This window comes from Enterobacter sp. Lyrl_3, from assembly GCF_051948675.1.
GTDB classification, from domain to species: domain Bacteria; phylum Pseudomonadota; class Gammaproteobacteria; order Enterobacterales; family Enterobacteriaceae; genus Enterobacter; species Enterobacter cloacae.
This window is the reverse complement of sequence record NZ_JAYJLI010000016.1, coordinates 1-24802: the sequence shown is the minus strand read 5'-3', so window position 1 is coordinate 24802 and position 24802 is coordinate 1. Positions and strand designations below refer to the sequence as shown.

The following is a 24802-nucleotide window of genomic DNA, read 5'->3' as shown; positions in this document are numbered from 1 at the left end:
ATAGCTGGACGGTGCAATTTGTCTGTATTGACTATAACTTCCAGTATTCATGCGCCCTATACAGATTTTCCATTAATGTTATGACGATCACACAACTTACAGTTTTTTGTAGAGTTATCATGATGTGAAGGGTAGCGTATACCAAACCAAAGATATTTGATGTCATACGTGCAGCATCTGATTTTGCTGAATTTTAGATGAGGCAGATAAGGCGTTAAATGTCATAACAACCATAAAATTGTTATACCTTCACATGAGGTTTGTAATGAAAAAGAACCTACTTGCCGCTCTGATCCTCTCTACGCTCTCGGTGCAGGTACATGCCACCACGCAGCTTAACGTCTGGGAAGACATCAAGAAGTCATCCGGTATAAAAGAGGCGGTGGCTGACTTTGAAAAACAGTACGACGTTAAGGTCAACGTCCAGGAAACCCCTTTCGCCCAGCAGCTGGAAAAACTGCGTCTGGACGGCCCGGCGGGCATTGGCCCGGACGTGCTGGTGATCCCTAACGATCAGCTGGGCGGTGCCGTAGTGCAAGGGTTGCTGACCCCCCTGAATCTGGAGGCTAAGCAGACCGAACAGTACACCCCGGCCTCAATTAATGCCTTCAAAATGGATAATGCCCTCTACGGCGTACCGAAAGCGGTCGAGACGCTGGTGCTGATCTACAACAAAGACCTCATCGACAAGCCCCTCAATTCGCTGCAGGACTGGTATGACTTTTCGAAACAGCAGCGCGCGAAAAACCAGTACGGCCTGCTCGCCAAGTTCGACCAGATTTACTACAGCTGGGGGGCAATTTCCCCGATGGGCGGCTACATCTTCGGTCATAACGACAAGGGCGGCTATAACGCCAGCGACGTTGGCCTGAACAAGCCGGGCGCGGTAGAGGCCGTGACGTACCTTAAAAAATTCTACGCCGACGGGGTCTTCCCGGCCGGGATAGTCGGTGACAACGGTCTGAACGCCATTGACTCCCTGTTCACCGAGAAGAAAGCGGCAGCCGTGATCAATGGGCCGTGGGCATTCCAGCCGTATGAAGCAGCAGGGATCAACTACGGCGTTGCGCCGCTGCCAACGCTGCCCGACGGCAAGCCTATGAGTTCTTTCCTTGGCGTGAAAGGCTACGTTGTCTCCACGTGGAGCAAAGACAAAGCCCTGGCGCAGAAATTTATCGAATTCATCAACCAGCCGCAGTATGTGAAAACGCGCTACATCGCCACGCGTGAAATCCCGCCGCTTACCGCGATGATCGACGATCCGATTATCAAAAACGACGAAAAAGCGAGTGCCGTCGCGGTACAGTCGGCGCGCGCAACTGCCATGCCGGGCATCCCTGAAATGGGTGAAGTCTGGGGGCCAGCCAACGCCGCGCTGGAGTTGAGCCTGACCGGCAAACAGGATCCTAAAGCCGCGTTGGATAGCGCAGAAAAACAGGTCCAGATGCAGATCGAAGCCATGCAGGCCAGCAACCAGTAATTTTCTGCCGTCGCAAAACGGGAGGACTCTCTCCCGTTTATTTGAAAGGAGTTGTCTGTGAGTATCATCCCGGAAAATTTTGCCAAACCGCACGGGGCCGGGCGCCATGCCTGGACCGGCCTGCTGCTGGCGTTCATCCCCGGCTTCGGCCAGTTCTACCATCGTCAGTGGCTGAAAGGGATCATCTTCCTGGTACTGCTGGTCAGTTTTCTCGGCGTATTTGCCGATTTTCTGCGCGAAGGGCTATGGGGGCTGGTGACGCTGGGCGAGGAGGTGCCGCGGGACAACTCCATCTTCCTGCTGGCTGAGGGGATCATCAGCGTGCTGATCGCCGCGTTTGGCGTGATGGTCTGGTACCTGTCGATGCGTGATGCGTGGGTGAATGGCAGAAAACGCGATGCGGGACTTACGCTTAACAGCGTGCGCAAGCAGTACCAGATGTTGCTGAGCGACGGCTTCCCGTATCTGATGATCACGCCCGGCTTTATCCTGCTGGTGTTTGTAGTGGTTTTCCCGATCCTGTTCGGCTTTGCCATCGCCTTTACCAACTACAACCTCTACCACACGCCGCCGGCTAAGCTGGTGGACTGGGTTGGGTTTAAGAACTTCATCAATATCTTCACGCTCTCCATCTGGCGTTCGACCTTCTTCGACGTGCTGCAGTGGACGGTGGTCTGGACCCTGCTCGCTACCACGCTGCAATGTTCAGTAGGCGTGCTGCTGGCCATTCTGGTGAACCAGAAAGATCTGCGCTTTAAGCCGCTGATCCGCACCATCTTCATTCTGCCCTGGGCGGTGCCGGGCTTTGTCACCATCCTGGTGTTTGCCGGAATGTTTAATGACTCCTTTGGGGTGATCAACAACGCCATTCTGGCCTTCTTCGGCATCGCGCCAAAAGCGTGGATGACCGATCCGTTCTGGACCAAAACGGCGCTGATTATGATGCAGACCTGGCTCGGCTTCCCGTTTGTTTTCGCCATGACCACCGGCGTGCTGCAGGCCATTCCGGACGATCTGTACGAAGCGGCGACCATGGACGGTGCCAGTAGCGCGACTAAGTTGCGTACCATCACGCTGCCGCTGGTGCTTTACTCGATTGCGCCGATTCTGATCACTCAATACACCTTCAACTTCAATAATTTCAACATCATCTATCTGTTTAATAACGGCGGACCGGCGGTGGTAGGGTCGAATGCGGGTGGGACGGATATCCTGGTGTCGTGGATCTACAAACTGACGATGTCCTCTTCGCAATATGCGATTGCGGCGACCATCACTATCCTGCTGTCGATCTTTGTCGTCGGGCTGGCGCTGTGGCAGTTCCGCGCCACGAAATCGTTCAAAAATGACGACATGGCGTAAGGAACGTAACAATGGCTCAATCACAAAGTATTAAACGTGAGAAGTGGGTTCGCCTCTCGCTCTCCTGGCTGGTTATCGTGCTGGTCTCGATAATCATCATTTACCCGCTGGTGTGGACGGTCGGTGCGTCGTTTAACGCGGGTAATAGCCTGCTGAGCTCGTCGATTATTCCAGAGAACTTCTCGGTGCAGCACTATGCCGACCTGTTCAACGGCCAGGTGAACTACATGACCTGGTACTGGAATTCAATGAAAATCAGCTTCCTGACCATGATACTGACCTTAATCAGCGTCAGCTTTACCGCCTACGCGTTTTCGCGCTTTCGCTTTAAGGGGCGCCAGAACGGTCTGATGCTGTTCCTGCTGCTGCAGATGATCCCCCAGTTCTCGGCGCTGATTGCCATCTTCGTGCTGTCGCAGTTGCTGGGCCTTATCAATAGTCATCTGGCGCTGGTGCTGATCTATGTGGGCGGCATGATCCCGATGAACACTTACCTGATGAAAGGCTACCTTGATGCCATCCCGAAAGATCTGGATGAATCCGCGCGCATGGACGGGGCCAGTAATTTCCGGATTTTCATCGAAATTATCATGCCGCTTTCGAAACCGATTGTGGCGGTGGTGGCGCTGTTCTCCTTCACCGGGCCGTTGGGGGATTTCATCCTCTCCAGCACCATTTTGCGCACCCCGGACAAATACACCTTACCCATCGGGCTTTATAACCTGGTGGCGCAAAAAATGGGTGCCAGCTACACCACCTACGCGGCAGGCGCGGTCCTGATTGCGGTGCCGGTGGCGATCCTCTACCTGGCGTTACAAAAATACTTCGTCTCCGGCCTGACCTCCGGGAGTACCAAAGGATAACCATGAAAAGACTCAAACCCGCTTTGCTCGCCGTTTGCCTCTCATGTGGCCTTGCCGCGAGTGCTTTTGCTGCCGACGCGGTGAAAACGCGTCCGTTTAACGCCATGCCTGCAGATTTTATTAAGGGGGCGGATATTTCGACCCTACTGGAAGCCGAACAACACGGCGCGAAATTCTATAACCAGAACGGCCAGCAGCAGGATGCGATTGCGATCCTGAAGGCCAACGGCGTGAACTATGTACGCCTGCGCCTGTGGGTTGATCCACAGGATGCGAGCGGCAAGACCTATGGCGGTGGCAGTAACAACCTGGAAAACACGATTGCGCTGGCGAAGCGCGTGAAGGCGCAGGGCCTGAAGCTGCTGCTCGATTTCCACTACAGCGATTTCTGGACCGATCCGGGCAAACAGTTCAAGCCGAAAGCCTGGGAGAAGATGGACTACCCGCAGCTTAAAACGGCGATCCATGACTACACCCGCGACACCATCGCCCGCTTTAAGCAAGAGGGCGTACTGCCGGACATGGTGCAGATCGGTAACGAAATCAACGGCGGCATGCTGTGGCCGGAAGGCAAAAGCTGGGGGCAGGGCGGCGGCGAGTTTGACCGTCTGGCCGGACTGCTCAACGCCGCCATTAGCGGGCTAAAAGAGAATCTGACCGGCGGCGAGCAGGTGAAAATCATGCTGCACCTGGCCGAAGGCACTAAAAATGACACCTTCCGCTGGTGGTTTGACGAAATCGCGAAGCGCGACGTGCCATTCGATATCATCGGCCTGTCAATGTACACCTACTGGAACGGCCCGATTAGCGCGCTGAAGGCCAATATGGATGACATCAGCAAGCGCTATAACAAAGACGTGATTGTGGTGGAAGCGGCATACGGCTATACGCTGGACAACTGCGATAACGCTGAGAACAGCTTCCAGGCGAAAGAAGAAAAAGACGGCGGCTATCCGGGTACCGTTCAGGGCCAGTACGATTATATTCACGATTTAATGCAGTCCGTTATTGATGTTCCGGACCACCGTGGCAAAGGCATCTTTTATTGGGAGCCGACCTGGATTGCCGTACCGGGCACCACGTGGGCGACCAAAGCCGGCATGAAATATATCCATGACGAATGGAAAGAGGGGAATGCCCGCGAGAATCAGGCGTTATTTGATTGCCAGGGAAAAGTGCTGCCATCAATAACGGTATTTAAATAATTTTTATCTTCATTCAGGACGTTTTTAATATGAATAAATTTGCGCCTTTAAGCCCAAAGGTCGCGGCGTTATTGCATGGCGCCGACTATAACCCGGAGCAATGGGAGAATTATCCCGGTATTATTGAAAAAGATATTGCCATGATGCAGCAGGCAAAATGTAATGTGATGTCGGTGGGCATATTTAGCTGGGCAAAGCTGGAGCCGCGTGAAGGGGAATATGATTTTGCGTGGCTGGATAATATTATTGAAAAACTGTATGCGGCAGGTATTCATATTTTCCTTGCTACGCCAAGCGGCGCGCGTCCGGCGTGGATGTCGCAAAAATACCCTGAGGTGCTGCGCGTCGGGCGCAACCGCGTGCCCGCGCTGCACGGAGGCCGGCATAACCACTGCATGTCATCGCCAGTGTACCGTGAGAAGACATTCACCATTAACCGCCTGCTGGCGGAGCGTTATTCACACCATCCGGCGGTGCTGGGCTGGCATATCTCTAATGAATACGGCGGCGAATGTCACTGTCACCTGTGTCAGGCACGTTTTCGCGACTGGCTGAAGGCGCGCTATAAAACCCTGGACGTGCTGAACCACGCGTGGTGGAGCACCTTCTGGAGCCACACCTACACCGACTGGTCGCAGATAGAGTCCCCTGCGCCGCAGGGAGAAGTATCGATTCACGGCCTCAACCTCGACTGGCGTCGCTTCAATACCGCACAGGTGACCGATTTCTGCCGCCATGAAGTGGCCCCGCTAAAAGTAGCGAATGCGGAACTGCCGGTAACCACCAATTTTATGGAGTATTTCTACGACTCCGACTACTGGCAGCTTGCGAAGGCGATCGACTTTATCTCCTGGGACAGCTATCCGATGTGGCACAAGGAGAAAGACGAAACGGCGCTCGCCTGCTACACCGCCATGTATCACGACATGATGCGTAGCCTGAAGGGCGGTAAGCCCTTCGTGCTGATGGAGTCGACGCCGAGCACCACCAACTGGCAGCCAACCAGCAAGCTGAAAAAGCCGGGGATGCATATTCTCTCGTCAATGCAGGCGGTGGCGCACGGAGCGGATTCGGTGCAGTACTTCCAGTGGCGTAAAAGCCGCGGGTCGGTGGAGAAATTCCACGGCGCGGTTATCGACCACGTGGGTCATCTGGATACCCGCGTCGGGCGTGAAGTGACGCGCCTGGGCGAGATGCTGGCACGCCTGCCGGAGGTCGCAGGTTGCCGTACCGAGGCCCGGGTGGCGATTGTCTTCGACCAGCAAAACCGCTGGGCGCTGGATGATGCCGAAGGTCCGCGCAATATGGGAATGGAGTACGAAAAAACCGTCAACGAGCACTATCGTCCGTTCTGGGAAAAAGGCATTGCGGTGGATGTCATTGACGCTGACGGCGATCTGAGCGACTACGCGCTGGTGGTGGCCCCCATGCTTTATATGGTACGCGAAGGGTTTGCCGAGCGGGCAGAAGCCTTTGTGGCTAATGGCGGGCATCTGGTGACGACCTACTGGACCGGCGTGGTGGATGAGACCGATCTCTGTCATCTGGGCGGTTTCCCTGGCCCGCTGCGCAAGCTTCTGGGCATCTGGGCGGAAGAGATCGAGTGCCTGGGCGAGGGGGAACGCAACCTGATTCAGGGGCTGGCAGGCAACGCGGCAGGTTTGCAGGGGCCGTATCAGGTGCGACATTTATGCGAGCTGATCCACGCTGAGTTCGCACAGGTGCTGGCGACCTACCGCGATGATTTCTACGCAGGTCGCCCTGCGGTAACGGTCAACCGCGTCGGTAAAGGCAAGGCGTGGCATGTCGCTTCACGTAACGATCTGCCGTTCCAGCGCGATTTCTTCGCCGGGATTATCAACGAGCTGGCACTACCGCGCGCCATCGAGTGTGAGCTCCCGCCGGGCGTGGTTGCCACGGCACGCACGGATGGCGAAACCACCTGGGTGTTTGTGCAGAACTACACGGCACAGCAGCAGTACATCACGCTGCCACAGGGGTATACCGACTGCATGACAGACGCCGCTGCTGCGGGCGATACCGCTCTGCTGCCCTGGGACTGTCGTGTGCTCAGGCGTAAAGCGTAATTGATTTTCTCCCTCTCCCTGTGGGAGAGGACTGGGGTGAGGGCATCAGACCGCACCGTCCGGGCAAAAAGGCACAGAACGCCTGCTCCACGAGCAGGCATTTTTTTATCTGCATATAATGAGGCGTATTATGGACAGTCAAATTACCCAGCGTTTAATTCCCGCGTTTGGCGGCGACGATAATATCGAACACGTCGAAGCCTGTATTACCCGCCTGCGCGTGACGGTAAAAGATTTAAATAAAGTTGACTCAGAGGCATTACAGAATGAAGGGGCGCTGGGGGTAATTATTATTGGCCAGCAGGTGCATGCCATATTTGGCAGGCAGTCTGATGCCTTACGTCAGTTATTAGATGAACATTTTAATCAATAAATAAAAAAAGGGATAGCCAAAATAATGGCTATCCCGAAACAGGCGAATAAACTGCCAGTTGTTGGAGATACAATAACGATTAACGCATTTTAGAAATAAATATTACCACCAGGCTTCAACCTGCACGCCGAAATTCCAGGTATTACTGGCGGTGCCGTCTTCGAAGGATTTCCCATGTTCGGAATCATTCAGGTAGGAGGCAAACACCCGTAGCTCGGGACGTGACATAAAATCAGGTCCGTCCGCCAGACCTAAGGCGATCGTGTACTTCTCACCGCTCTGCTTGTAGTTTGAACCGTCGGTATAGGTATCTTTCTGGTAGAACCCGCCCACTTCACCAATCAGACGCACATATTCGGTGAACTGATACTGCGCGCGGCCCACCAGCGAAATCAGGCGCGATTTATCGGTATACTGCGTGGTGTCATCCGCCGAGCCCCAGGTCAGGACGTGGTTAAAGGAGAGCTTATCGGTAATGGGAATTAAGCCGGTATTAATCACGCGGTAGCCGCTGGCATCGTTCACATAGTTCCACATGTCGTACCAGCCGCCCCCCTGGGAAACCATGTTCTGCGCCAGACCTTTGTTGGCATACTGCAGCACCAGCTTGTTATAGCCGCCCAGCATGTCCTGGCTGATCTCTCCGGTTACCATCACGCCGTTGTCGGCCTCGTACAGCCCGCCATACTCTTTCTGTTTGTTGGTCGGGTTTGGCATGGCATAGTCAATACCCACTTCCGTCCACGCGCCTGCCCACGGTTTCCAGCCCGCATAGCGGAGATCGATATAATTAATGTTCACGTCGTTATCACCGTCAACGCGGTAGTCCACGTCGTTGGCATCGCCGCGGATCCAGGCCACGGAGACCGCGCCAGGGCCGAGCGTATAGTTTTCAATACCTGCACCGGATCCCGAGATGTTCCAGTATTTGGTGTCAATGATGTGCAGATCATGACGCTGGTAATAGCGCTTCCCACCCCAGATAACCGCATTCGGATCGCCCGGGATCAACCCCTTGATCTGCAGGTTAAGCTGACGCAGGCCAAACTGAGCGTCGTCGCCAAAGGTGGTTTCGTTATCGTTAGAGCCGTCAGACACCATGCTCACCATGCTGTCGAGATAAAAGCTCACGTCGTTCTTTTTGTAGACCTCAGAGCCCAGTTCCAGCTCGCCGTAGGTATCGGCTTCGTTACCCAGACGGCCTATTTTATTCTTCTGCCACTCCTCCATCCCACCATCCCGTGAGACGCCCACGCCGGAGCGAAGATAGCCATGAAAATCAATCGGTACTGAAGACGCAGCAAACAGCGATGGAGACGCTAACGCGGCAGCCAGCGCAACGGATACAGAGCGGATCGTCGTGTTCATTGTTACCCTCTTATTGTTTTGTAATACGTTCACAAATCCGCTGTCATAAAATGCCTAAACCTTCTGGCTGGCAATTGAACGATCCTAAATGTGTGATTAACTGCAAATAAAATAGACAATTTTGTTACGAGTGATGAGCTGTGCCACAAATTATGGCATTGTGAACGTAATACTTTTTGATGGTGTTATGTCTGCGAAGTGAGGGCGGTGAGCGTTTTTTTACAGCGCCCCTGTTACAATCATCGCATAACAACATAAGGAACCGGACCATGAAGTCGAAAAGCGCAACGTTAGAGGACGTCGCACGCCATGCAGGCGTCTCCTATCAGACCGTGTCCAGGGTACTGAATAAATCTGCCAATGTATCCGAGGCCACGCGCCACAAGGTTGAGAAATCCATAGAGTTATTGCGGTATGTGCCGAATCGCCTGGCCCAGCAACTGGTAGGCAAGCAGAGCCAGACCGTCGGGCTGGTGACCATTTCGCTGGCTCTGCACGCGCCTTCTCAGGTGGCGGCAGCTGTAAAACGCTATGCGAACGTGGAGGGATACCAGGTACTGATCTCAATGATAGATGAGAACGTCAACCAAAGTATTCAGGACTCTATCAACGAACTGAAGTCCCAGCTGGTGAGCAAGGTGATCATTAACGTGCCTCTGGAGGCCGAAGAGGCGCAGAAAATCGCCACCGACAACGACGATATCGTCTGTCTTTTCCTGGATGTCGACCCGTACAGTTCTGTGTTTAACGTTTCGTTTAACCCGGCGGATGGGACCCGCGCCAGCGTTAAATACCTTTACGAGCTGGGCCATCGCGACATCGCCCTGCTGGCGGGGCCGGAGTCCTCTGTGTCGGCACAGTTGAGGCTAAAAAGCTGGATCGAAACCCTGAAGGGTTACGGGCTGGAGCCCGCTTCGGTGATCCGCGGCAACTGGGATGCGCAGAGCGGGTATGCCGGTGCGCTGCAGATGTTGCGCGAAACGCCGCAGTTTTCCGCCGTACTGGTGGCCAACGACCAGATGGCGCTGGGCGTACTGAGCGCCTTCCACCAGCAGCAGATTTCCATTCCGGGCGAGAAGTCGGTGATTGGCTACGATGATACCTACGAAAGCTCGTTCTTCTACCCGGCGCTGACGACGGTCTCACTGGATTTAGATCTGCAGGGCAAAGAGGCGGTGCGCCGCATTCTGGACAGCGGCGAAGAGAGTGCCCTGCGCATGTCTTCGATTTTACCTGCCCGTCTGGTGGTGCGACAGTCCACCGGGCCGAAAGGGGAGAAGGGAAAAAACCTCCAGGCGCTGGCCCAGCAGCTGCGCGAGATTGCGCATCAACTGGGTGATGTGTAGCGGAGTGAGCACCTCAATCACAGGAAAGAGGTGCTCGTAAGATTACTCCAGCCCCAGCGTATACTGGGCGATTTTGAAGTAGATAATCAGCCCGGTACCGTCGATAAGCGTCGCGATAAACGGCGCGGAGACGACGGCCGGGTCAATGCCGCAGCGCTTGAGTACCATGGGAATAACGGACGAGACTATGGCACTCCACAGCGTAATGCACACCAGCGTCAGGCTGACGATAAGGGTAATTTCCAGCCCAATCCCCATCATCCATGCGCGGATGCACCCGGCAATACCGAGCGTGACGGCAATCATCAGTGAGGTGGTCATCTCTTTGCAAAGTACGCGACCAACATCGCGCAGATGCACTTCACCCAGCGCCATGGCGCGCACCAGCGTGGAGGTGATCTGCGTTCCGCTGTTCCCGCCGGTGCCAATCAGCAGCGGGATAAAAAATGCCAGCGCAATGGCGGACTCCAGCGCCTCTTCAAAGTGCTGGATCACCGAGCTGGTGTAGGCTTCCGCGACAAACAGCAGCAGCAGCCAGACAGAGCGTTTTTTCCACAGGCTGAAGGCGCTGGTCTCCAGATAGGGCTTTTCCAGCGGCAGCGTGGCCCCCTGGCGCTGGGCATCTTCGGTGACATCGTCTTCCAGCAGGTGAGCCATTTCGCGCTCGGTGAGGCAGCCAACCAGCTTGCCGTGGGTGACCACGGGCACCACATCCGCACCGCTGTGGGCCAGCAGTCCGGCGACATCGGCCCGCTCATCTTCCGGTTTGACCTGCAGAAATTGCGACAGCATCAGCGATTTTACCGGCTGTACGGTATCGGTGGTTTGCAGTAATTTGCGTACCGCAATCATGCCTGCCAGGCGACCCTGATCTTCAATGAAAATATGCGACGGAATATCATCGTCTTTTAATTTTTCGAAAAACTGCTCGCGCGCCAGCGCCACGCATAACGAAATATCGAGGACAATAAAATCGGTATTCATATATTGCGCGATAGCGCTGTCATTGAATACCGGGTTCTGGTTGTGAATAGCGTAAGACATAGTGAATTCCCTTTGAATAAAAAATCTCTCAGGGGCGAGCAAGACAGGGCATGTCGAAGAGGAGAGCCCCACGTCCTGGGTTCAGCACTGTACACCGTATCCCGTAAGGGAAGTTATACTGACAAAGCCTTGATTCGACAGTGCCTGTTTTACCCTGTGCGGGTTCTCTCGAACCTGCCAGAGCGATAACGTGTATTTGTACAGGAGCCTCGCCATAACGAGATCGTTGTAAACCAGCGGGATAATACGCTTATTTTATTTTCCCGCTCTGGAATTTAAAAAATGTTTAGGGAATGTTTATGTATTCATTATTCATGACGCGTTGAGTCTTTATTTAAACTTGCTCGACTTTAATAAGAAGGTAAATATTCACGAGGAGAACAAGGTGGCGTGGTTTGACAATCTGCTCAATCATTTTGCGCATTATCCGACGCATCTCTTTGCGCTACTCTTCGTGCTGGCTTTGAGTAAATCCACGGTGCTGATCTCCTCCGTGCTGCCGCCCGCCTCGGTGATGTTGCTGACCGGGATCACCGTCAGCCAGGCGAGCCTGCATCCGGCGTTGACGTGGCTGGCGGTGGTAATGGGGGCCACGCTCGGTTCGCTGCTGAACTATCATATCGGTCAGTTGATGGGGCATACGCGGCTGGTGACGCGCATTACCTCAAAACATGCCGATACATTTTTGCGGGTGCAGCATCAGCTACAGAAAAACGGCGTGCTGGTGCTCTTCACCGCCCGTTTTCTGGCGGTACTGCGCTATATCGTGCCGCTGGCGGCGGGCATGCTCAGGCTCAACCGGGTGAAGGTTTACGCGGTCAGCCTGTTTTCTGCCGCCGTCTGGGCGGCGCTGTATGTCGGCATTGTCACCGGCATCAGCGCCTTTTAAGTTACAAACTTCCCATTCCGCCGTCCACCAGCAGTTCCGTTCCTACCGTGTAACTGGATTCGTCGGAGGCCAGATAGAGCGCGGCTTTTGCCAGCTCCGTCGTCGAGCCCATTCTGCCCAGCGGCACAAGCTTGATGATCTCCGCCATCATCGCGTTAAGCGTTTCTTCGCTTAAGCCCGTTTTCGTAAAGGCCGGGGTTTCTACCGGGCCGGGGCTCAGACCGTTAACGCGAATGCCGCGCGGTAACAGCTCTGCTGACAGTGTGCGTGCCAGCGACAGCAGGGCGGCCTTGCTCGCGGCATACACGCTGCTGGTGGGCAGGCCGATGCGCGCGCTTACGGAGCCGCACAGGATCACCGAGGACGGATTATTCAGCAGCGGCAGCAGCGCCTGAATTAAAAAGAACGGTCCCTTCAGGTTGATGCCCATCAGACGATCCCAGGCCTCTTCCTGCCACGCTTCCAGCGGCGCGTGCGTCACGTCGCCGGCATTGAGAAACACCGCGTCAAGGCGTGGCCAGCGGGCGGCAAGCGTCTCCGCCAGCGCTTTTTGCGAAGCAATATCTCCCGCATCGGTCGGGATCACCCAGGCCTTATCGCCCAGAATGCGCTCTGCTTCGGCGAGCGTTTCCGGGTTACGACCGGTGACGGCGACATGCGCCCCTTCGGCGAGAAACACCTGCGCAGTGGCAAGGCCAATGCCGCTGGTTCCGCCGGTAATCAGCGTATATTTACCTGCTAAACGACCCATGTTCTTCTCCTGAAATGTCTCTGGAGAAAGCACTATAGAAACGTTAGTATCGAAAGGAAACCAGGTACCAATTGGATACTAATGCGGCAAGAGGTGTGCTATGGCGGAATTGCTCGATATACGTTGTGAAAAAAATTCTGAGGTTTATGTCTGCCCGATGACGCAGTTTGTGAACCTGATTTCCGGGAAGTGGGCGATCCCTGTTCTTTATCGCCTGATTATCCTCAATGCGCCGGTACGCTTTGGCGATCTGCTGCGCGCTACCGCCCCCATCACGCAGAAAGAACTCACGAAGCAGCTCAGGCTGTTCGAACAGCGCGGGCTGGTGTCGCGCACGGTTTACCCGGAGATCCCACCGCGCGTGGAGTACCAGATAACGGGGCTGGGGTTGACCCTGCAAGGGGCGCTCTCGCCGCTGGCCGCCTGGATGAGTGAGTACGGCGACCAGCTTGAGCGTTAGCCTACTGTTTTACATAGCGCGGCGCCGGGATGCCGGTGCGGGCGCTGTTAAACAGTTCCAGACGTGCCGTTTCGTAGCGATCCCACAGGCTGGCATCATGCATTGGCGGAATGGTAATCAGCTCGCCCTGATCCAGACCCGCCAGCGAAGCATCCACCATATCGTCAGTGGTCATCACCGAGCCTTCGGGCAGATCGTTCACCGTCACGCCGGAATGCTGCCAGATTTCTGTTGCCGTTGCGGCGGGTAACACGGCCTGAATACGCAGATTGCTGTCGGCAAACTCCTCCTGTAACCCACGGGTAAAGCTGAGCACCCAGGCTTTGGTGGCGCTGTACAGCGCGCTGCCTGCACGCACGTGCAGGGACAACACCGAGGCGATATTGATAAGCGTACCGTGGTTATTCTGCGCCAGGCGCGGCAGGATCGCATAGGTCAGGCGCATCAGCGCCGTGGTATTGAGGGTGTTAATGGCCTGATGTTGGGCCACATCGCCCGCGAGGAACGGCGCCATCTGCGCGGTGCCGGCGTTGTTAACCAGCGCATCAATGGCGGTATTGCTACGCAGTTCGTCTTCTACCGCGCGGATCCCGGTTTCATCGGTGAGATCGGCCACCAGAATATCGACGGTCACGCCATAGCGCGCGCGCAGGTCGGCGGCGAGGGTTTGCAGCCGATCCTCGCGGCGGGCGACCAGGACCAGGTTAGCGCCGCGCGCGGCAAGGCGATCGGCATAGACGGCACCAATCCCGGAAGAGGCACCCGTAATCAGGGCGGTAGTGATTTGCGTAGTCATCGTGTGTTACCTCAAAGCAAAGTGAGTTATTTGGTTTCAATATGAAACTGAATTCACTGTCTGCTATTTGGTTTTATAATGCAACTATATTGGTGGTCATTTTGTGCTTTTGCCGCCGGGAACGATCAGGAGGGGAGTTTAGCCACGATCTCTTCAGGCGTAAGTTCGCGGCCATCATCGGCGATAAGCAGCAGTTTACGCAGCGGTTTGCGCTGTTCGCTATCAACGAGAACGGTGCCGCATTCGTTTTCCGCGAACAAAAATTCATTGCCCCACTGGGACAGGGCAACCAGCACCGTCTGGAGTGCGCGTCCCTTGTCGGTCAGAACGTATTCCTGCCAGGCGCTGCCGTCGGAGGCGGGCTGGAGCCGGAGGATGCCTTCATCGACCAGCAGTTTTAGCCGCGCGGTCAGCATGTTTTTCGCGATACCGAGGCTTTTCTGGAACTCGCCGAAGCGTTTAATCCCGCGCAATGCGTCGCGAACAATCAGCAGCGACCACCAGTCGCCGATGATATCCAGCGAACGGGCGACAGGGCAGGTACTCTCTTCAAGACGGGTGCGTTTCACAGGCAAATCTCCGGGCGTATGTAGTTTTATTATAAAACTAATCTGCTCACCGGGTAAGCGTGTTATTCATCAGTTTGAGAAATGCTTCCCGGAAAATTGTCACGGATCTGTCACACTGAACGCGACATTTTAAAACGAGTGAGGAATTAGGGATGAGAAAAGCACTACTCGCGGTGGCCGTAGCCGGTCTCTTTTCAGCAGCCTCCGGGGTGCAGGCGCAAGAGACGCCGGAAGGGTATCAGCTGGAGCAAGTTTTAATTATGAGCCGTCACAACCTGCGCGCACCGCTCGCCAATAACGGCAGCGTGCTGGAGCAGTCCACGCCAAAGCAATGGCCTGAATGGGAAGTGCCGGGCGGTCAGCTCACCACCAAAGGTGGCGTGCTGGAGGTTTACATGGGGCACTACATGCGCGAGTGGCTGGCCCAGCAGGGGATGGTGAAGACGGGAGAATGTCCACCGGCGGAGAGTGTTTATGCTTACGCCAACAGCCTGCAGCGCACCGTCGCTACCGCTCAGTTCTTCATTACCGGCGCGTTCCCGGGGTGCGATGTTCCTGTGCATCATCAGGACAAAATGGGCACCATGGACCCAACCTTTAATCCGGTAATTACCGATAACTCGCCGGAATTCCGCGAAAAAGCGCTCAAGGCGATGGAGTCCGAGCGGCAGAAAATGCAGCTTGGCGAAAGCTATAAGCTGCTGGAGCAGATGACGAACTACGCCGATTCGCCGTCGTGCAAAGAGAAAAAAGTCTGTTCACTGGCAGACGCGAAAGATACCTTCAGCGCCGACTACGAAAAAGAACCGGGCGTTTCCGGGCCGCTGAAAGTGGGCAACTCGCTGGTGGATGCGTTCACGCTGCAGTATTACGAAGGCTTCCCGGCCGACCAGGTGGCCTGGGGAGAGATTAAAACCGACCAGCAGTGGCGCGTATTGTCGAAGCTGAAAAACGGATATCAGGACTCGCTGTTTACCTCAACCGAGGTGGCGCAAAACGTCGCCAAACCGCTGGTGAAGTATATCGATAACGCCCTGGTGACCGATCAGGCAAAAGCGCCGAAAATCACCCTGCTGGTGGGGCATGACTCCAACATTGCCTCTCTGCTGACGGCGCTGGACTTCAAGCCGTACCAGCTGCATGACCAGCAGGAGCGCACCCCAATCGGCGGCAAAATTGTCTTCCAGCGCTGGCACGACAAAAACGGCAACCGCGAGCTGATGAAAATTGAGTATGTGTATCAGAGCTCAGAGCAGCTGCGTAACGCCAGCGTGCTGTCGCTGCAGTCTCCGGCGCAGCGCGTGACGCTGGAACTGAAGGGGTGTCCGGTGGATGCGAACGGTTTTTGCCCGATCGATAAATTTAATACGGTGATGAACGACGCGGCGAAATAAGATAATCCCCCCGCGCAGGCGGGGGGAAACGCTCAGACGTTTTTACGTTCGATGGTTTGCTCACCCCAGAAGAGCGAGTCTTTGTCCGTTTTTTCGAAGGCGCGTACCAGCACTTCATCATTGCCTTCTTCCCAAATCTGCTCTGCCAGTTTTTCATCGTATTTCGCGACTTCAAAAATGGCTTCGGCGATCTCCGGAGAGGTATTGCGTAAACTTGCCCATTCGCCCACGTGGTGAGCTTTGGATTCTTGAGTTGGCATGCTTGTCCTCCTGTTGAGTTAGCCGTTCAGTTTTTTGGCCAGACCCGCGACGTATTCACCCTGATAGCGGGCGATAGCGAGCTCTTCATTGCTCGGCTGTCGGGATCCATCGCCACCGGCAATGGTGGTTGCACCGTAAGGTGTGCCGCCACGTACCTGAGAGACATCAAACAGTTCCTGCGCGCCATAGCCAATCGGTACAATCACCATCCCATGATGAGCAAGGGTAGTCCAGGTTGAGGTAATCGTCTGTTCCTGGCCTCCGCCGGTCCCGGTGGAGCTGAACACGCTGGCGAGTTTGCCGTACAGCGCGCCAGAGGCCCACAGCCCGCCCGTCTGATCGAGGAAGGTGCGCATCTGGCCTGACATATTGCCAAAACGGGTGGGGGTGCCGAAGATAATGGCGTCGTAATCCGCCAGTTCCTGAGGCGTGGCGACCGGCGCATTCTGGGTTTTTCCTCCGGCTTTGGCGAACGCTTCTGCCTGCATGGTTTCCGGTACGCGTTTTACCACAACCTCCACGCCGTCCACTTTGTTTGCACCTTCTGCTACCGCGTGAGCCATGGTTTCAATGTGTCCATACATGGAATAATAGAGCACCAGAACTTTAGCCATTTTGCATCACTCCTCGTTTGTTTTTTCTGACAGCGAATCGCTGCGTTCATTTAAAGATATGACATCACAGCCAGACTGCAAAAATGAACGGCATTTCTTTGATTTATAACAATATGCTGACCATCGCGGCTTGTAGCAAAATGAAACATTTTTACCGCCGACGATTTTTGAAATGATAAGAAAGGCTTATGAATGACCGCCGCGTTTTCTCACCCAAAAGACTGAGATCTTGTTGCAGAATATTAACTACAGCTTGCCGGATACCCTCAGTCCACTAAGCTTAGTTTCACGCGGCACAGATAAAGGCGCTGTCCTTTAGCCGCGAGGTGAAAGAATCCTCTTTTACTGAATGCAATATGATGTCTAATGTTTCACATACTGGAGGTTAGAGATGGCAAACCATCGTGGTGGTTCAGGTAATTTCGCCGAAGATCGTGAAAGAGCATCAGAAGCAGGCCGTAAAGGTGGCCAGCATAGCGGGGGTAATTTCAAAAATGACCCTCAGCGCGCATCTGAGGCTGGCAAAAAAGGGGGTAAAAACAGCCATGGCGGCAATAAGTAAGTCGCCGGGTTGAAAGACCTCTGCCGCCGGGTTCTCCCGGCGGTTTTTTTATTTCTGTAACATTGAACTGCAATCAAAGGCATCGCACACTAGTCCCTTCATTCTACGTTCTGGTGCCTCATGTCTGTTTCTCGTTTTACCTTCTCCGTCAAACCTCAGGAAGCGATCCTCATTCTGATCACCATGTTCTGGGGCGGAACCTTTCTCGCCGTCCAGTATGCGGTCACCCTGAGCGATCCGTTCTTCTTTGTCGGCCTGCGCTTTGCGACGGCAGCGATTGCCGTGGGGTTGATCTCGTTGAAAACTCTGCGCGGGCTGACCCTGCAGGAGCTCAAGGCCGGGGTGGCGATTGGCGTGGCGATCGCCATGGGGTATAGCCTGCAGACGTGGGGGTTACAGTCAATCTCCAGCAGTAAATCGGCCTTTATCACCGCCATGTATGTGCCGCTGGTGCCGTTACTGCAATGGCTGTGTCTGGGACGCCTGCCGGGTGTGATGTCCTGCATTGGTATTGTGCTGGCGTTTATCGGCCTGATTTTGCTGGCCGGGCCGGAAAATAACCTGCTGGCACTGGGGCCGGGCGAGATCATTACCCTGGTGGGAGCCATTGCGATTGCCGCGGAAATTATCCTCATTAGCGCCTGGGCCGGGAAGGTCGACGTTAAGCGCGTCACGGTGGTACAGCTTGCCACAGCGTCGCTGGTGGCGTTCGCGACATTGGTTCCGGCAGGGGAGTCGGTTCCGCCGATGTCTACCGGGCTGGTGGTGGTGGCGCTGGGGCTGGGTATTTTCAGCGCCATTATTCAGGTGACCATGAACTGGGCACAGCGCAGCGTGTCGCCGACGCGGGCGACGGTGATCTACACCGGTGAACCGGTCTGGGCGGGGATTTTTGGACGCATTGCCGGAGAACGCTTACCGCTGCTGGCGCTGGTCGGCGCGGCGTTTATCGTTGTTGGGGTGCTGGTGAGTGAGCTAAAGCTCAAAAAACGACGTAAGGCGATTGCCGGGTAAGCGCAGCGTCACCCGGCAAGTAAGGGGCCTTTATATCAGGTGGAGGGGGTGATGGCTTCCCCTTGCGCTTCATCCCCTTTCCGGCGGCTCAGCAGGGCATTAAGCAGGATCGCCCCAAAGGTCGCCGTACCAATCCCGCCAACCGTAAACCCGCCCAGCGTCAGGGCAAAATCACCTGCACCCAGCACCAGCGTGACCGCCACCATAATCAGGTTACTGTTCTGGCTGAGATCGACGCGATGCTGTACCCAGATGCGCGCTCCCGCCACGGCAATCAAGCCGAACACCACAATTGATGCGCCGCCGATGACCGGCGAGGGAATGGTGTGGATCAGCGCACCAAATTTTGGTGAGAAGCCGAGCAGCATCGCCATGACCGCCGCCGCCACGAACACCAGCGTGGAGTAGACTTTCGTTACCGCCATCACGCCAATGTTCTCGGCGTAGGTGGTGACACCGCTGCCGCCCACCGACCCGGAGAGCATCGTCGCCAGGCCATCCCCGACAAACGCGCGCCCCATATACGGATCCATACTGCGCCCGGTCATGCCCGCCACGGCCTTCAGGTGCCCTAAGTTCTCCGCCACCAGGATCACCGCGACAGGGGCGATAAGCATCATCGCCTGCGTGTTAAAGGTTGGCGACGTGATCTGCGGCAGACCGAACCAGGCAGCCTGATGGAGCAGGGTAAAGTCGACAGGCTTGCCGAAACCAAAGACATTGGCCAGCAGGGCGTAGATCAGACAGGCCACAATCAGCCCGACCAGAATCAGCAGACGCTGAACCATGCCGCGGGTGAATACCGCCACCAGACCGATACACAGCACGGTGATCACCGCCATCCAGCTCTCAAACGGCGAGCCGGAGACACTCTTCACGGCAATTGGCGCCAGGTTCAGGCCAATCGCCATCACCACCGCGCCGGTAACCACTGGCGGCATCATTCGCTCGATCCACCGGGTTCCGATCTTCATCACCACGACGCCAATCAGGGTATAGACAAGACCACAGGCGATAATGCCGCCGAGGGCGACGCTGAGGTTGGGGTTGATCCCCTGACCGTTAAACCCGGTGGTGGCGATGACCACGCCGACAAAGGCGGCGCTGGATCCCAGATAGCTGGGTACGCGCCCGCCGGTGACAAAAAAGAACAGCAGGGTGCCAATACCCGACATCAGAATGGAGAGATTGGGATCAAGGCCCATCAGCATCGGCATCAGCACCGTTGCGCCAAACATGGCGACCGCGTGCTGGACGCCCATCACCAGGGTTTGCCCGAGCGGGAGCCGTTCATCCGGCGCGACCACGCCAGGTTCTGTAGAGGTCGATTTCAACTGCCAGTGGGGAAATCCGAACATTGCCATGAGCTGCTTCCTTAAGAAGGGTTAACAGGCGGGTCGCATAAGCGCGTGGTAGCCGCGGTCAAACCACACCAGCCCCTGCGGGGCGGGGTGGCGGATAATGGACACGATGTCGCAAAACAGAATGTCGTGGGTGCCGACGCTGACCACCTGGCTGATACGGCAATCAAACGAGGCCAGCGCCTCCTCCAGACGCGGGCAGCCCGTCTCGCCCGTCTGCCAGCGGGCAGCGGCGAAGCGATCTTCCATCGGCGTTTTGCCGCCAAACAGGTTGGAGAGTGGCTCCTGTCCGGCGCTCAGGGTGTTGACGCACAGGGTGCGGTTTTCGCTAAACGTCGGCCAGACGGACGCGCCGCGGTTAAGACACACCAATAGCGTCGGGGGCGAGTCGGTGACGCTGCATACGGCGCTGGCGGTGAAGCCCGCTCTGCCAGCAGGGCCGTCGGTGGTGATGATATTGACCGCCGCGCCCACACAGGCCATGGCATCGCGAAAGGTTTGTTTATCGGGTGTCGTCATGATGGCTCCTTACGCCAGCCCGCAGGCGTCTTCAAAGGCCAGGCGCGGCAGACGGTCGTAGAGTTTGCCCACATCGCCATAGCCGATATTGATCAGCAGATTGCTTTTCAGCAGCGTGCCGGTGAAAAAGGCTTCGTCGACTTTTTGCCGGTCAAAACCGGACATCGGGCCGGTGTCCAGCCCCAGGGCGCGACAGGCAAAGATGAGATAAGCGGCCTGCATGGAGCTGTTGCGAAAGGCGGTCTCTTCAGCGTGCGCGGGGCTGGTGGTAAACCAGCTCTTCGCATCCCCGTGCGGGAACAGTTCAGGCAGACGCTCATAGAATTCCGTGTCCCACGCCACAATCGCGGTGACCGGTGCGGTGAGGGTTTTCTCCAGGTTGCCGCTGGAGAGTGCGGGGCGCAGCTTCTCTTTACCCTCTGCGCTGCGCACAAACACAATACGGGCCGGGGAACAGTTAGCGGAGGTAGGCCCCCATTTCATCAGGTCGTAGATCTCGCGCAGCGTCTCGTCGCTGACCGGTATGTCCAGCCAGCCGTTGTGGGTGCGTGCGCCGGTGAACAGTGAATCCAGCGCGGCAGAGGTAATGGCTTCGCTCATCGAAACTCCTTATAAAGCGGGTTCATGGCTGTGCAGCAGGCTGGCAAGCCCGTTCAGCAGCAGGGTATTAAACGTTTCCGGCTCGGTGACGTTGCAGGCATGGCCGCCCTGTCGCATCACCACGCTGTGGCTGTGCGGGAGCGCAGCCTGCAGCTCAGACGAGCAGACAGAGGGCACCAGCAGGTCATCGGCGGAACAGATAAGGTGTACCGGGCAGGCGATGCGGGCGGCATGGCGGCTAAAATCAGCCTTTTTCAGCGCGTTCAGCCTGCGCAGCAGATTGTTTTTGCCCTGAAAGTGCGCCAGCGCCAGTGCCTCTTCAGCCTCCAGACGCGGTGCGCGAGCGGCCATCCAGTCTGCCGGATAGAGAAACAGCGGCTGCGCCTCTACCCACGCCTGCGCGCCACCGGCATGCAGCAGCCGTTCGCGGATCTGAAAGCAGCGTCGGGTATGGGCATTCAGCGTCAGCCAGCCGTTGACGCACACCAGCGCTTTGAGTGCATCGGGGGTGTCGAGCGCCAGTTGCAGGCCGATCAGCGCCCCCAGCGCATGGCCGACCACACAGTAGCGGGTGATGCCGACCGCGGTCAGCGCCTGTGCCAGCTCACCGGCCATCTGCGCCAGGGTGTACTCTTCCGGCAGGGTGTCAGGGTTATTGCCGGTGCCACGCTGGTCGTAACAGACCACCTGATACTCCTGTTCCAGCGCGGCTAGCTGGGGTAACCAGTAGCTGCCGCCCCCGCCGAGTCCGGCAATCAGCACCACGACGGGCGCGCCGTCAAACGGGGGCGGTGAGACGGAGAGCTTCATGGCAGCCTCACTTTCCAATGTGCGCAACGGTGGCGATTTCAACCAGCGCGTCCGGCTTCACCAGCCCGCACTGAATGCAGAAGCGGGCCGGCTTATCGCCGGGGAAGAACTCCGCATAGATCTCGTTAATCGCGGCGTAGTTTTTCCAGTCGGTGATAAAGATGCTGTTGAACGTCACATCCTCCATCGTGCCACCCGCGGTTTCGATCACGGTCTTGATCGTCTCCAGCACGTGGCGCGTTTGCGCCTTTGGGTCGTTGATAAACACCACGTTGTTGTCTTTATCAAACGGCAGAGTACCGGAGACGTACACCACGCCATCGGCGAGCGTGCCGGGGACAAACGGCGCAATCGGCGTGCTGGTGCCCGGTGGAATAATCACGGATTTCGGCATCGTATGTCTCCTCAGGCGATACGGGCGAGCGGCGGGTTCAGGGCGTCGCAAAAATCGGCGACGTTACTGACCCAGCCAAAAAAGGTTTCGATATTGAACAGCGCCGCTTTCTGGGCAAATTCCGGCCCCGCCTGATGAGTGGCGTCTTCCAGTACCACGCCGAAATACTCGAGGAAGAAGCCGTCGCGCAGGGTCGACTCCACGCAGACATTGGTGGCAATGCCGGTAAAGACCAGATGACGAATGCCCCGGCTGCGCAGCAGGCTGTCGAGTGGCGTGTTGAAAAAGCCGCTGTAGCGCGGTTTGGGCAGCACAATATCGCCTGCCTCCGGCACCAGTTCATCCACCAGCTGATAATCCCAGCCACCTTTAGCCAGCAGCTTGCCCTGCAGTTCGGGCCGTTTGCGCATGGTTTTCAGGGCGTTCGATTTGTGAAAATTGGGCGAGCCGGGGCCACCGGCTTCCACGTATTGATCGTCCCAGCCGTTCTGAAACCAGATGATGAGCATCCCGGCGGCGCGTGCGGCGGCGACGGCGGTTTTGATGTTCTCAATCACCGGCCGGGTAGCGGAGACGTCAAACCCCGCCAGATCCAGATAACCGCCGGGGCTGGCGTAGGCGTTTTGCATATCCACCACAATCAGCGCGCTCTGCGGTGCAGAAAAGGTGATGGCTTCCGGACGGGCATTAAGGGTTGTCATTACGCCACCTCCTTGGTGATGGCAGGAATGTGGGCGCGGCACTGCATCAGCGGCTGAATGCGCTCGCCGAAGGTCTCCACGCCGGTGAGGAAATCGTCGAAGGTCAGCAGAACGCCTTCCGCGCCGGGAACGGCGGCCACTTCGTCTAGCATTCTGGCAACGCTGGCATACGAGCCGACGAGCGTGCCCATGTTGATATTGACGGCAGAGGTCGGGTCGGCCATCTGGCGCACGTTGGTGTCCGCGCCGGAACGGGTATCTTTCTGGCTCTGTTCGGTGAGCCAACTCAGGGCCTCGTCGTCGGCCCCGTCCTTATAACGCTCCCATTTGGCGCGCGCGGCCTCATCGGTTTCGTCGGCAATGACCATAAACAGCACGTAAGAGCCCACATCACGGCCGGTTTTGTCGGCGGCCTCTTTCATGCGTGCGGCGGTTGGAGCGAAGGCGGCGGGGGTGTTGACGCCTTTACCGAAACAGAAATTGAAGTCGGCGTATTTTGCCGAGAACGCCATTCCCGCGTCGCTCTGCCCGGCGCAGATCACCTTCATTGGCGCAGAAGGCTGCGGGCTGACGCGACAGTCATTCATGGTGAAGTAGTCACCTTTGAAATCGCTCTTGCCGGTACCCCACAGATCGCGCAGCACCTGCACGTATTCGGTAAGGTACTCATAGCGGCGCGAGAAGTACTCATCTCCCGGCCAGAGCCCCATCTGGTCGTACTCCGGCTTTTGCCAGCCGGTGACCAGATTGACGCCAAAGCGTCCCCCGGAGATGGAGTCGATGGTGGAGGCCATCCGCGCGACAATGGCTGGCGGCAGGGTGAGCGTGGCGGCGGTGGCGTAGATCTGAATCCGTGACGTCACCGCCGCCAGGCCCGCCATCAGGGTGAAGGACTCCAGATTGTGATCCCAGAATTCGGTTTTGCCGCCAAAGCCGCGCAGCTTGATCATCGAAAGTGCAAAGTCGAAATGGTAGTGCTCCGCTTTTTGCACGATGGCTTTGTTCAGCTCAAAGGTCGGCATGTATTGCGGAGCAGTGGTCGAGATAAGCCAGCCGTTGTTGCCGATGGGTACAAATACGCCAATTTTCATCACGAACCTCTCTTCACTACGTTGCAGGTGAACAGGGTTTTGCAAAGGGAGTGCCAGTTTTCAAAATGGCTTTGTTATTAATGTGTTAATCAATGGTTGGTGAATTGAGTGTGACAAAAGTGGACTAACTGGTCAAAAACATTGCACACAAAACAGGCATTCATGCGCGATGGGAGTGCAGGATGTCGTGGCGAGGCGGGGGTTTTGCTATGCTGTTGGCAACGCAGAATAAGGAGAGCGGGATGACACAAGGCGCAGTGAAAACAGCAGGTAAACGTTCGCAGGCGGTGAGCGCCAAAAAGCACGCCATCCTCAGTGCGGCGCTGGAGACCTTTTCACAGTTCGGCATTCACGGCACGCGCCTGGAACAGGTGGCGGAGCAGGCCGGGGTGTCCAAAACCAATCTGCTCTACTATTACCCGTCGAAAGAGGCGCTGTATGTGGCAGTAATGCAGCAGATCCTGGATATCTGGCTGGCGCCGCTAAAGGCCTTTCGTCAGGAGTTCGCCCCGCTGGTGGCGATCAAAGAGTACATTCGCCTGAAGCTGGAGGTCTCCCGTGATTATCCGCAGGCATCCCGGCTGTTCTGTCTGGAGATGCTGCAGGGCGCGCCGCTGCTGAAGGCAGAGCTGACGGGGGATTTAAAACAGCTGGTGGACGATAAATCCGCGATCATCGCCGGGTGGGTCGCCAGCGGCAAACTGGCACCTGTCGATCCGCAGCATCTGATCTTTATGATTTGGGCCGCCACCCAGCACTATGCAGACTTTGCGGCCCAGGTTGAAGCGGTAACCGGAAAGACGCTGCAGGACGAAGCGTTTTTCCAGAGCACTCTCGAAAACGTGCAGCGAATGATTATTGAAGGGATCCGCGTGCGCTAGTTTCCCT

Annotated in this window: 27 protein-coding genes and 1 riboswitch; of the genes, 13 read left to right on the top strand and 14 right to left on the bottom strand. The window is 56.4% G+C overall.

Features of this window, described 5'->3' with window-relative positions; translation table 11 throughout:
• The first annotated feature begins 265 nt into the window (after positions 1 to 265).
• The 6 genes from VF709_RS20585 to VF709_RS20560 all read left to right on the top strand — a co-directional run bounded on the left by VF709_RS20585 (position 266) and on the right by VF709_RS20560 (position 7370).
• Positions 266 to 1480 (top strand): extracellular solute-binding protein, encoded by a 1215-nt coding sequence (locus VF709_RS20585; RefSeq protein WP_149896617.1) that lies wholly within the window; start codon positions 266 to 268, stop codon positions 1478 to 1480.
• A 57-nt stretch (positions 1481 to 1537) separates the two neighbouring features.
• Positions 1538 to 2842 carry a carbohydrate ABC transporter permease gene (locus VF709_RS20580; RefSeq protein WP_095427238.1) on the top strand — a complete coding sequence of 435 codons (1305 nt, stop codon included), beginning with the start codon at positions 1538 to 1540 and terminating at the stop codon, positions 2840 to 2842.
• Positions 2843 to 2853: 11 nt separating this feature from the next.
• Positions 2854 to 3705: a sugar ABC transporter permease gene (locus VF709_RS20575; protein ID WP_057072088.1), complete on the top strand. Its 852-nt coding sequence runs from the start codon at positions 2854 to 2856 to the stop codon at positions 3703 to 3705.
• Positions 3706 to 3707: 2 nt separating this feature from the next.
• The gene (locus VF709_RS20570; RefSeq protein ID WP_062856385.1) at positions 3708 to 4910 is read left to right on the top strand and encodes a glycoside hydrolase family 53 protein; all 1203 of its coding nucleotides are present in this window, start codon (positions 3708 to 3710) and stop codon (positions 4908 to 4910) included.
• Positions 4911 to 4939: 29 nt separating this feature from the next.
• Entirely contained in the window at positions 4940 to 6997 is a 2058-nt protein-coding gene (locus tag VF709_RS20565) for a beta-galactosidase (RefSeq protein WP_440232233.1), read from the top strand.
• Between the two features lie 130 nt (positions 6998 to 7127).
• Positions 7128 to 7370, top strand: a complete 243-nt coding sequence (locus VF709_RS20560; protein ID WP_013097212.1) for a PTS transporter subunit EIIB — start codon at positions 7128 to 7130, stop codon at positions 7368 to 7370.
• 102 nt (positions 7371 to 7472) lie between these two features.
• On the opposite strand, the gene VF709_RS20555 is transcribed toward VF709_RS20560, so the two are convergent.
• The gene (locus VF709_RS20555; RefSeq protein ID WP_013097211.1) at positions 7473 to 8738 is read right to left on the bottom strand and encodes a maltoporin; all 1266 of its coding nucleotides are present in this window, start codon (positions 8736 to 8738) and stop codon (positions 7473 to 7475) included.
• A 269-nt stretch (positions 8739 to 9007) separates the two neighbouring features.
• Between VF709_RS20555 and VF709_RS20550 the strand changes: the two genes are divergently transcribed.
• Positions 9008 to 10084: a LacI family DNA-binding transcriptional regulator gene (locus VF709_RS20550; protein WP_038419069.1), complete on the top strand. Its 1077-nt coding sequence runs from the start codon at positions 9008 to 9010 to the stop codon at positions 10082 to 10084.
• A gap of 42 nt (positions 10085 to 10126) precedes the next feature.
• Here VF709_RS20550 and VF709_RS20545 read toward each other — a convergent pair whose 3' ends face one another.
• On the bottom strand, positions 10127 to 11128 hold the full coding sequence (locus tag VF709_RS20545) for a magnesium transporter (protein ID WP_040021574.1): 1002 nt from the start codon (positions 11126 to 11128) through the stop codon (positions 10127 to 10129).
• A 59-nt stretch (positions 11129 to 11187) separates the two neighbouring features.
• Positions 11188 to 11357: riboswitch (M-box (ykoK) riboswitch) on the bottom strand.
• A 156-nt stretch (positions 11358 to 11513) separates the two neighbouring features.
• On the opposite strand from VF709_RS20545, the gene VF709_RS20540 reads away from it, so the two are divergent.
• Complete coding sequence (locus VF709_RS20540) at positions 11514 to 12017, top strand: DedA family protein (protein ID WP_023620983.1); 504 nt, start codon at positions 11514 to 11516, stop codon at positions 12015 to 12017.
• A gap of 1 nt (position 12018) precedes the next feature.
• Here the strand turns inward: VF709_RS20540 and VF709_RS20535 are convergent, their stop codons facing one another.
• Positions 12019 to 12768: an SDR family oxidoreductase gene (locus tag VF709_RS20535; RefSeq protein ID WP_013097207.1), complete on the bottom strand. Its 750-nt coding sequence runs from the start codon at positions 12766 to 12768 to the stop codon at positions 12019 to 12021.
• A 100-nt stretch (positions 12769 to 12868) separates the two neighbouring features.
• Here VF709_RS20535 and VF709_RS20530 point away from each other — a divergent pair, with 100 nt between their 5' ends.
• Entirely contained in the window at positions 12869 to 13228 is a 360-nt protein-coding gene (locus VF709_RS20530; RefSeq protein WP_013097206.1) for a winged helix-turn-helix transcriptional regulator, read from the top strand.
• A 1-nt stretch (position 13229) separates the two neighbouring features.
• On the opposite strand, the gene VF709_RS20525 is transcribed toward VF709_RS20530, so the two are convergent.
• Both VF709_RS20525 and VF709_RS20520 read right to left on the bottom strand, forming a co-directional pair.
• A complete protein-coding gene (locus tag VF709_RS20525; RefSeq protein ID WP_013097205.1) occupies positions 13230 to 14024 on the bottom strand; it encodes an SDR family NAD(P)-dependent oxidoreductase in 795 nt (264 codons plus the stop codon).
• A 125-nt stretch (positions 14025 to 14149) separates the two neighbouring features.
• Positions 14150 to 14593, bottom strand: coding sequence for a winged helix-turn-helix transcriptional regulator (locus VF709_RS20520; RefSeq protein ID WP_013097204.1), 444 nt, complete (start codon positions 14591 to 14593; stop codon positions 14150 to 14152).
• 152 nt (positions 14594 to 14745) lie between these two features.
• On the opposite strand from VF709_RS20520, the gene agp reads away from it, so the two are divergent.
• Positions 14746 to 15987, top strand: a complete 1242-nt coding sequence (gene agp, locus VF709_RS20515) for a bifunctional glucose-1-phosphatase/inositol phosphatase (protein WP_013097203.1) — start codon at positions 14746 to 14748, stop codon at positions 15985 to 15987.
• A 32-nt stretch (positions 15988 to 16019) separates the two neighbouring features.
• Here agp and VF709_RS20510 read toward each other — a convergent pair whose 3' ends face one another.
• A complete protein-coding gene (locus VF709_RS20510; protein ID WP_008499832.1) occupies positions 16020 to 16247 on the bottom strand; it encodes a YccJ family protein in 228 nt (75 codons plus the stop codon).
• Between the two features lie 18 nt (positions 16248 to 16265).
• A complete protein-coding gene (gene wrbA / locus VF709_RS20505) occupies positions 16266 to 16862 on the bottom strand; it encodes an NAD(P)H:quinone oxidoreductase (protein ID WP_013097202.1) in 597 nt (198 codons plus the stop codon).
• A 391-nt stretch (positions 16863 to 17253) separates the two neighbouring features.
• Here wrbA and VF709_RS20500 point away from each other — a divergent pair, with 391 nt between their 5' ends.
• Positions 17254 to 17424, top strand: a complete 171-nt coding sequence (locus tag VF709_RS20500; RefSeq protein WP_013097201.1) for a general stress protein — start codon at positions 17254 to 17256, stop codon at positions 17422 to 17424.
• A gap of 120 nt (positions 17425 to 17544) precedes the next feature.
• A complete protein-coding gene (locus VF709_RS20495) occupies positions 17545 to 18438 on the top strand; it encodes a DMT family transporter (RefSeq protein WP_149896619.1) in 894 nt (297 codons plus the stop codon).
• 35 nt (positions 18439 to 18473) lie between these two features.
• Here the strand turns inward: VF709_RS20495 and rutG are convergent, their stop codons facing one another.
• From rutG to rutA, 7 genes are read right to left on the bottom strand one after another with little or no spacing between them, the layout of a single operon-like run.
• Positions 18474 to 19802, bottom strand: coding sequence for a pyrimidine utilization transport protein G (rutG, locus tag VF709_RS20490; RefSeq protein ID WP_013097199.1), 1329 nt, complete (start codon positions 19800 to 19802; stop codon positions 18474 to 18476).
• 21 nt (positions 19803 to 19823) lie between these two features.
• Positions 19824 to 20318, bottom strand: coding sequence for an NADH-dependent FMN reductase RutF (gene rutF / locus VF709_RS20485; RefSeq protein WP_013097198.1), 495 nt, complete (start codon positions 20316 to 20318; stop codon positions 19824 to 19826).
• Between the two features lie 9 nt (positions 20319 to 20327).
• Positions 20328 to 20918, bottom strand: a complete 591-nt coding sequence (locus VF709_RS20480; protein ID WP_149896620.1) for a malonic semialdehyde reductase — start codon at positions 20916 to 20918, stop codon at positions 20328 to 20330.
• Between the two features lie 9 nt (positions 20919 to 20927).
• On the bottom strand, positions 20928 to 21728 hold the full coding sequence (rutD, locus tag VF709_RS20475; RefSeq protein WP_048972204.1) for a pyrimidine utilization protein D: 801 nt from the start codon (positions 21726 to 21728) through the stop codon (positions 20928 to 20930).
• Between the two features lie 7 nt (positions 21729 to 21735).
• A complete protein-coding gene (gene rutC, locus VF709_RS20470) occupies positions 21736 to 22122 on the bottom strand; it encodes a pyrimidine utilization protein C (RefSeq protein ID WP_013097195.1) in 387 nt (128 codons plus the stop codon).
• An 11-nt stretch (positions 22123 to 22133) separates the two neighbouring features.
• Positions 22134 to 22823 carry a pyrimidine utilization protein B gene (rutB, locus tag VF709_RS20465; protein ID WP_013097194.1) on the bottom strand — a complete coding sequence of 230 codons (690 nt, stop codon included), beginning with the start codon at positions 22821 to 22823 and terminating at the stop codon, positions 22134 to 22136.
• Positions 22823 to 23914 carry a pyrimidine utilization protein A gene (gene rutA / locus VF709_RS20460; protein WP_013097193.1) on the bottom strand — a complete coding sequence of 364 codons (1092 nt, stop codon included), beginning with the start codon at positions 23912 to 23914 and terminating at the stop codon, positions 22823 to 22825. Before rutA ends, rutB begins: the two co-directional genes overlap by 1 nt.
• A gap of 242 nt (positions 23915 to 24156) precedes the next feature.
• Here rutA and rutR point away from each other — a divergent pair, with 242 nt between their 5' ends.
• Positions 24157 to 24795 carry an HTH-type transcriptional regulator RutR gene (gene rutR / locus VF709_RS20455; protein WP_013097192.1) on the top strand — a complete coding sequence of 213 codons (639 nt, stop codon included), beginning with the start codon at positions 24157 to 24159 and terminating at the stop codon, positions 24793 to 24795.
• Positions 24796 to 24802 lie beyond the last annotated feature (7 nt).

Excerpts from the sequence above, each read along its gene's own strand:
- VF709_RS20495 (WP_149896619.1), top strand. The coding sequence starts at position 17,545 with ATGTCTGTTTCTCGTTTTACCTTCTCCGTCAAACCTCAGGAAGCGATC.
- VF709_RS20500 (WP_013097201.1), top strand. The coding sequence starts at position 17,254 with ATGGCAAACCATCGTGGTGGTTCAGGTAATTTCGCCGAAGATCGTGAA.
- VF709_RS20510 (WP_008499832.1), bottom strand. The coding sequence starts at position 16,247 with ATGCCAACTCAAGAATCCAAAGCTCACCACGTGGGCGAATGGGCAAGT.
- wrbA (WP_013097202.1), bottom strand. The coding sequence starts at position 16,862 with ATGGCTAAAGTTCTGGTGCTCTATTATTCCATGTATGGACACATTGAA.
- VF709_RS20480 (WP_149896620.1), bottom strand. The coding sequence starts at position 20,918 with ATGAGCGAAGCCATTACCTCTGCCGCGCTGGATTCACTGTTCACCGGC.
- VF709_RS20550 (WP_038419069.1), top strand. The coding sequence starts at position 9,008 with ATGAAGTCGAAAAGCGCAACGTTAGAGGACGTCGCACGCCATGCAGGC.
- rutG (WP_013097199.1), bottom strand. The coding sequence starts at position 19,802 with ATGGCAATGTTCGGATTTCCCCACTGGCAGTTGAAATCGACCTCTACA.
- rutF (WP_013097198.1), bottom strand. The coding sequence starts at position 20,318 with ATGACGACACCCGATAAACAAACCTTTCGCGATGCCATGGCCTGTGTG.
- VF709_RS20575 (WP_057072088.1), top strand. The coding sequence starts at position 2,854 with ATGGCTCAATCACAAAGTATTAAACGTGAGAAGTGGGTTCGCCTCTCG.
- VF709_RS20555 (WP_013097211.1), bottom strand. The coding sequence starts at position 8,738 with ATGAACACGACGATCCGCTCTGTATCCGTTGCGCTGGCTGCCGCGTTA.
- rutB (WP_013097194.1), bottom strand. The coding sequence starts at position 22,823 with ATGACAACCCTTAATGCCCGTCCGGAAGCCATCACCTTTTCTGCACCG.
- VF709_RS20535 (WP_013097207.1), bottom strand. The coding sequence starts at position 12,768 with ATGGGTCGTTTAGCAGGTAAATATACGCTGATTACCGGCGGAACCAGC.
- VF709_RS20545 (WP_040021574.1), bottom strand. The coding sequence starts at position 11,128 with ATGTCTTACGCTATTCACAACCAGAACCCGGTATTCAATGACAGCGCT.
- VF709_RS20530 (WP_013097206.1), top strand. The coding sequence starts at position 12,869 with ATGGCGGAATTGCTCGATATACGTTGTGAAAAAAATTCTGAGGTTTAT.
- rutD (WP_048972204.1), bottom strand. The coding sequence starts at position 21,728 with ATGAAGCTCTCCGTCTCACCGCCCCCGTTTGACGGCGCGCCCGTCGTG.
- rutR (WP_013097192.1), top strand. The coding sequence starts at position 24,157 with ATGACACAAGGCGCAGTGAAAACAGCAGGTAAACGTTCGCAGGCGGTG.
- VF709_RS20585 (WP_149896617.1), top strand. The coding sequence starts at position 266 with ATGAAAAAGAACCTACTTGCCGCTCTGATCCTCTCTACGCTCTCGGTG.
- VF709_RS20560 (WP_013097212.1), top strand. The coding sequence starts at position 7,128 with ATGGACAGTCAAATTACCCAGCGTTTAATTCCCGCGTTTGGCGGCGAC.
- VF709_RS20525 (WP_013097205.1), bottom strand. The coding sequence starts at position 14,024 with ATGACTACGCAAATCACTACCGCCCTGATTACGGGTGCCTCTTCCGGG.
- rutA (WP_013097193.1), bottom strand. The coding sequence starts at position 23,914 with ATGAAAATTGGCGTATTTGTACCCATCGGCAACAACGGCTGGCTTATC.
- rutC (WP_013097195.1), bottom strand. The coding sequence starts at position 22,122 with ATGCCGAAATCCGTGATTATTCCACCGGGCACCAGCACGCCGATTGCG.
- VF709_RS20565 (WP_440232233.1), top strand. The coding sequence starts at position 4,940 with ATGAATAAATTTGCGCCTTTAAGCCCAAAGGTCGCGGCGTTATTGCAT.
- agp (WP_013097203.1), top strand. The coding sequence starts at position 14,746 with ATGAGAAAAGCACTACTCGCGGTGGCCGTAGCCGGTCTCTTTTCAGCA.
- VF709_RS20570 (WP_062856385.1), top strand. The coding sequence starts at position 3,708 with ATGAAAAGACTCAAACCCGCTTTGCTCGCCGTTTGCCTCTCATGTGGC.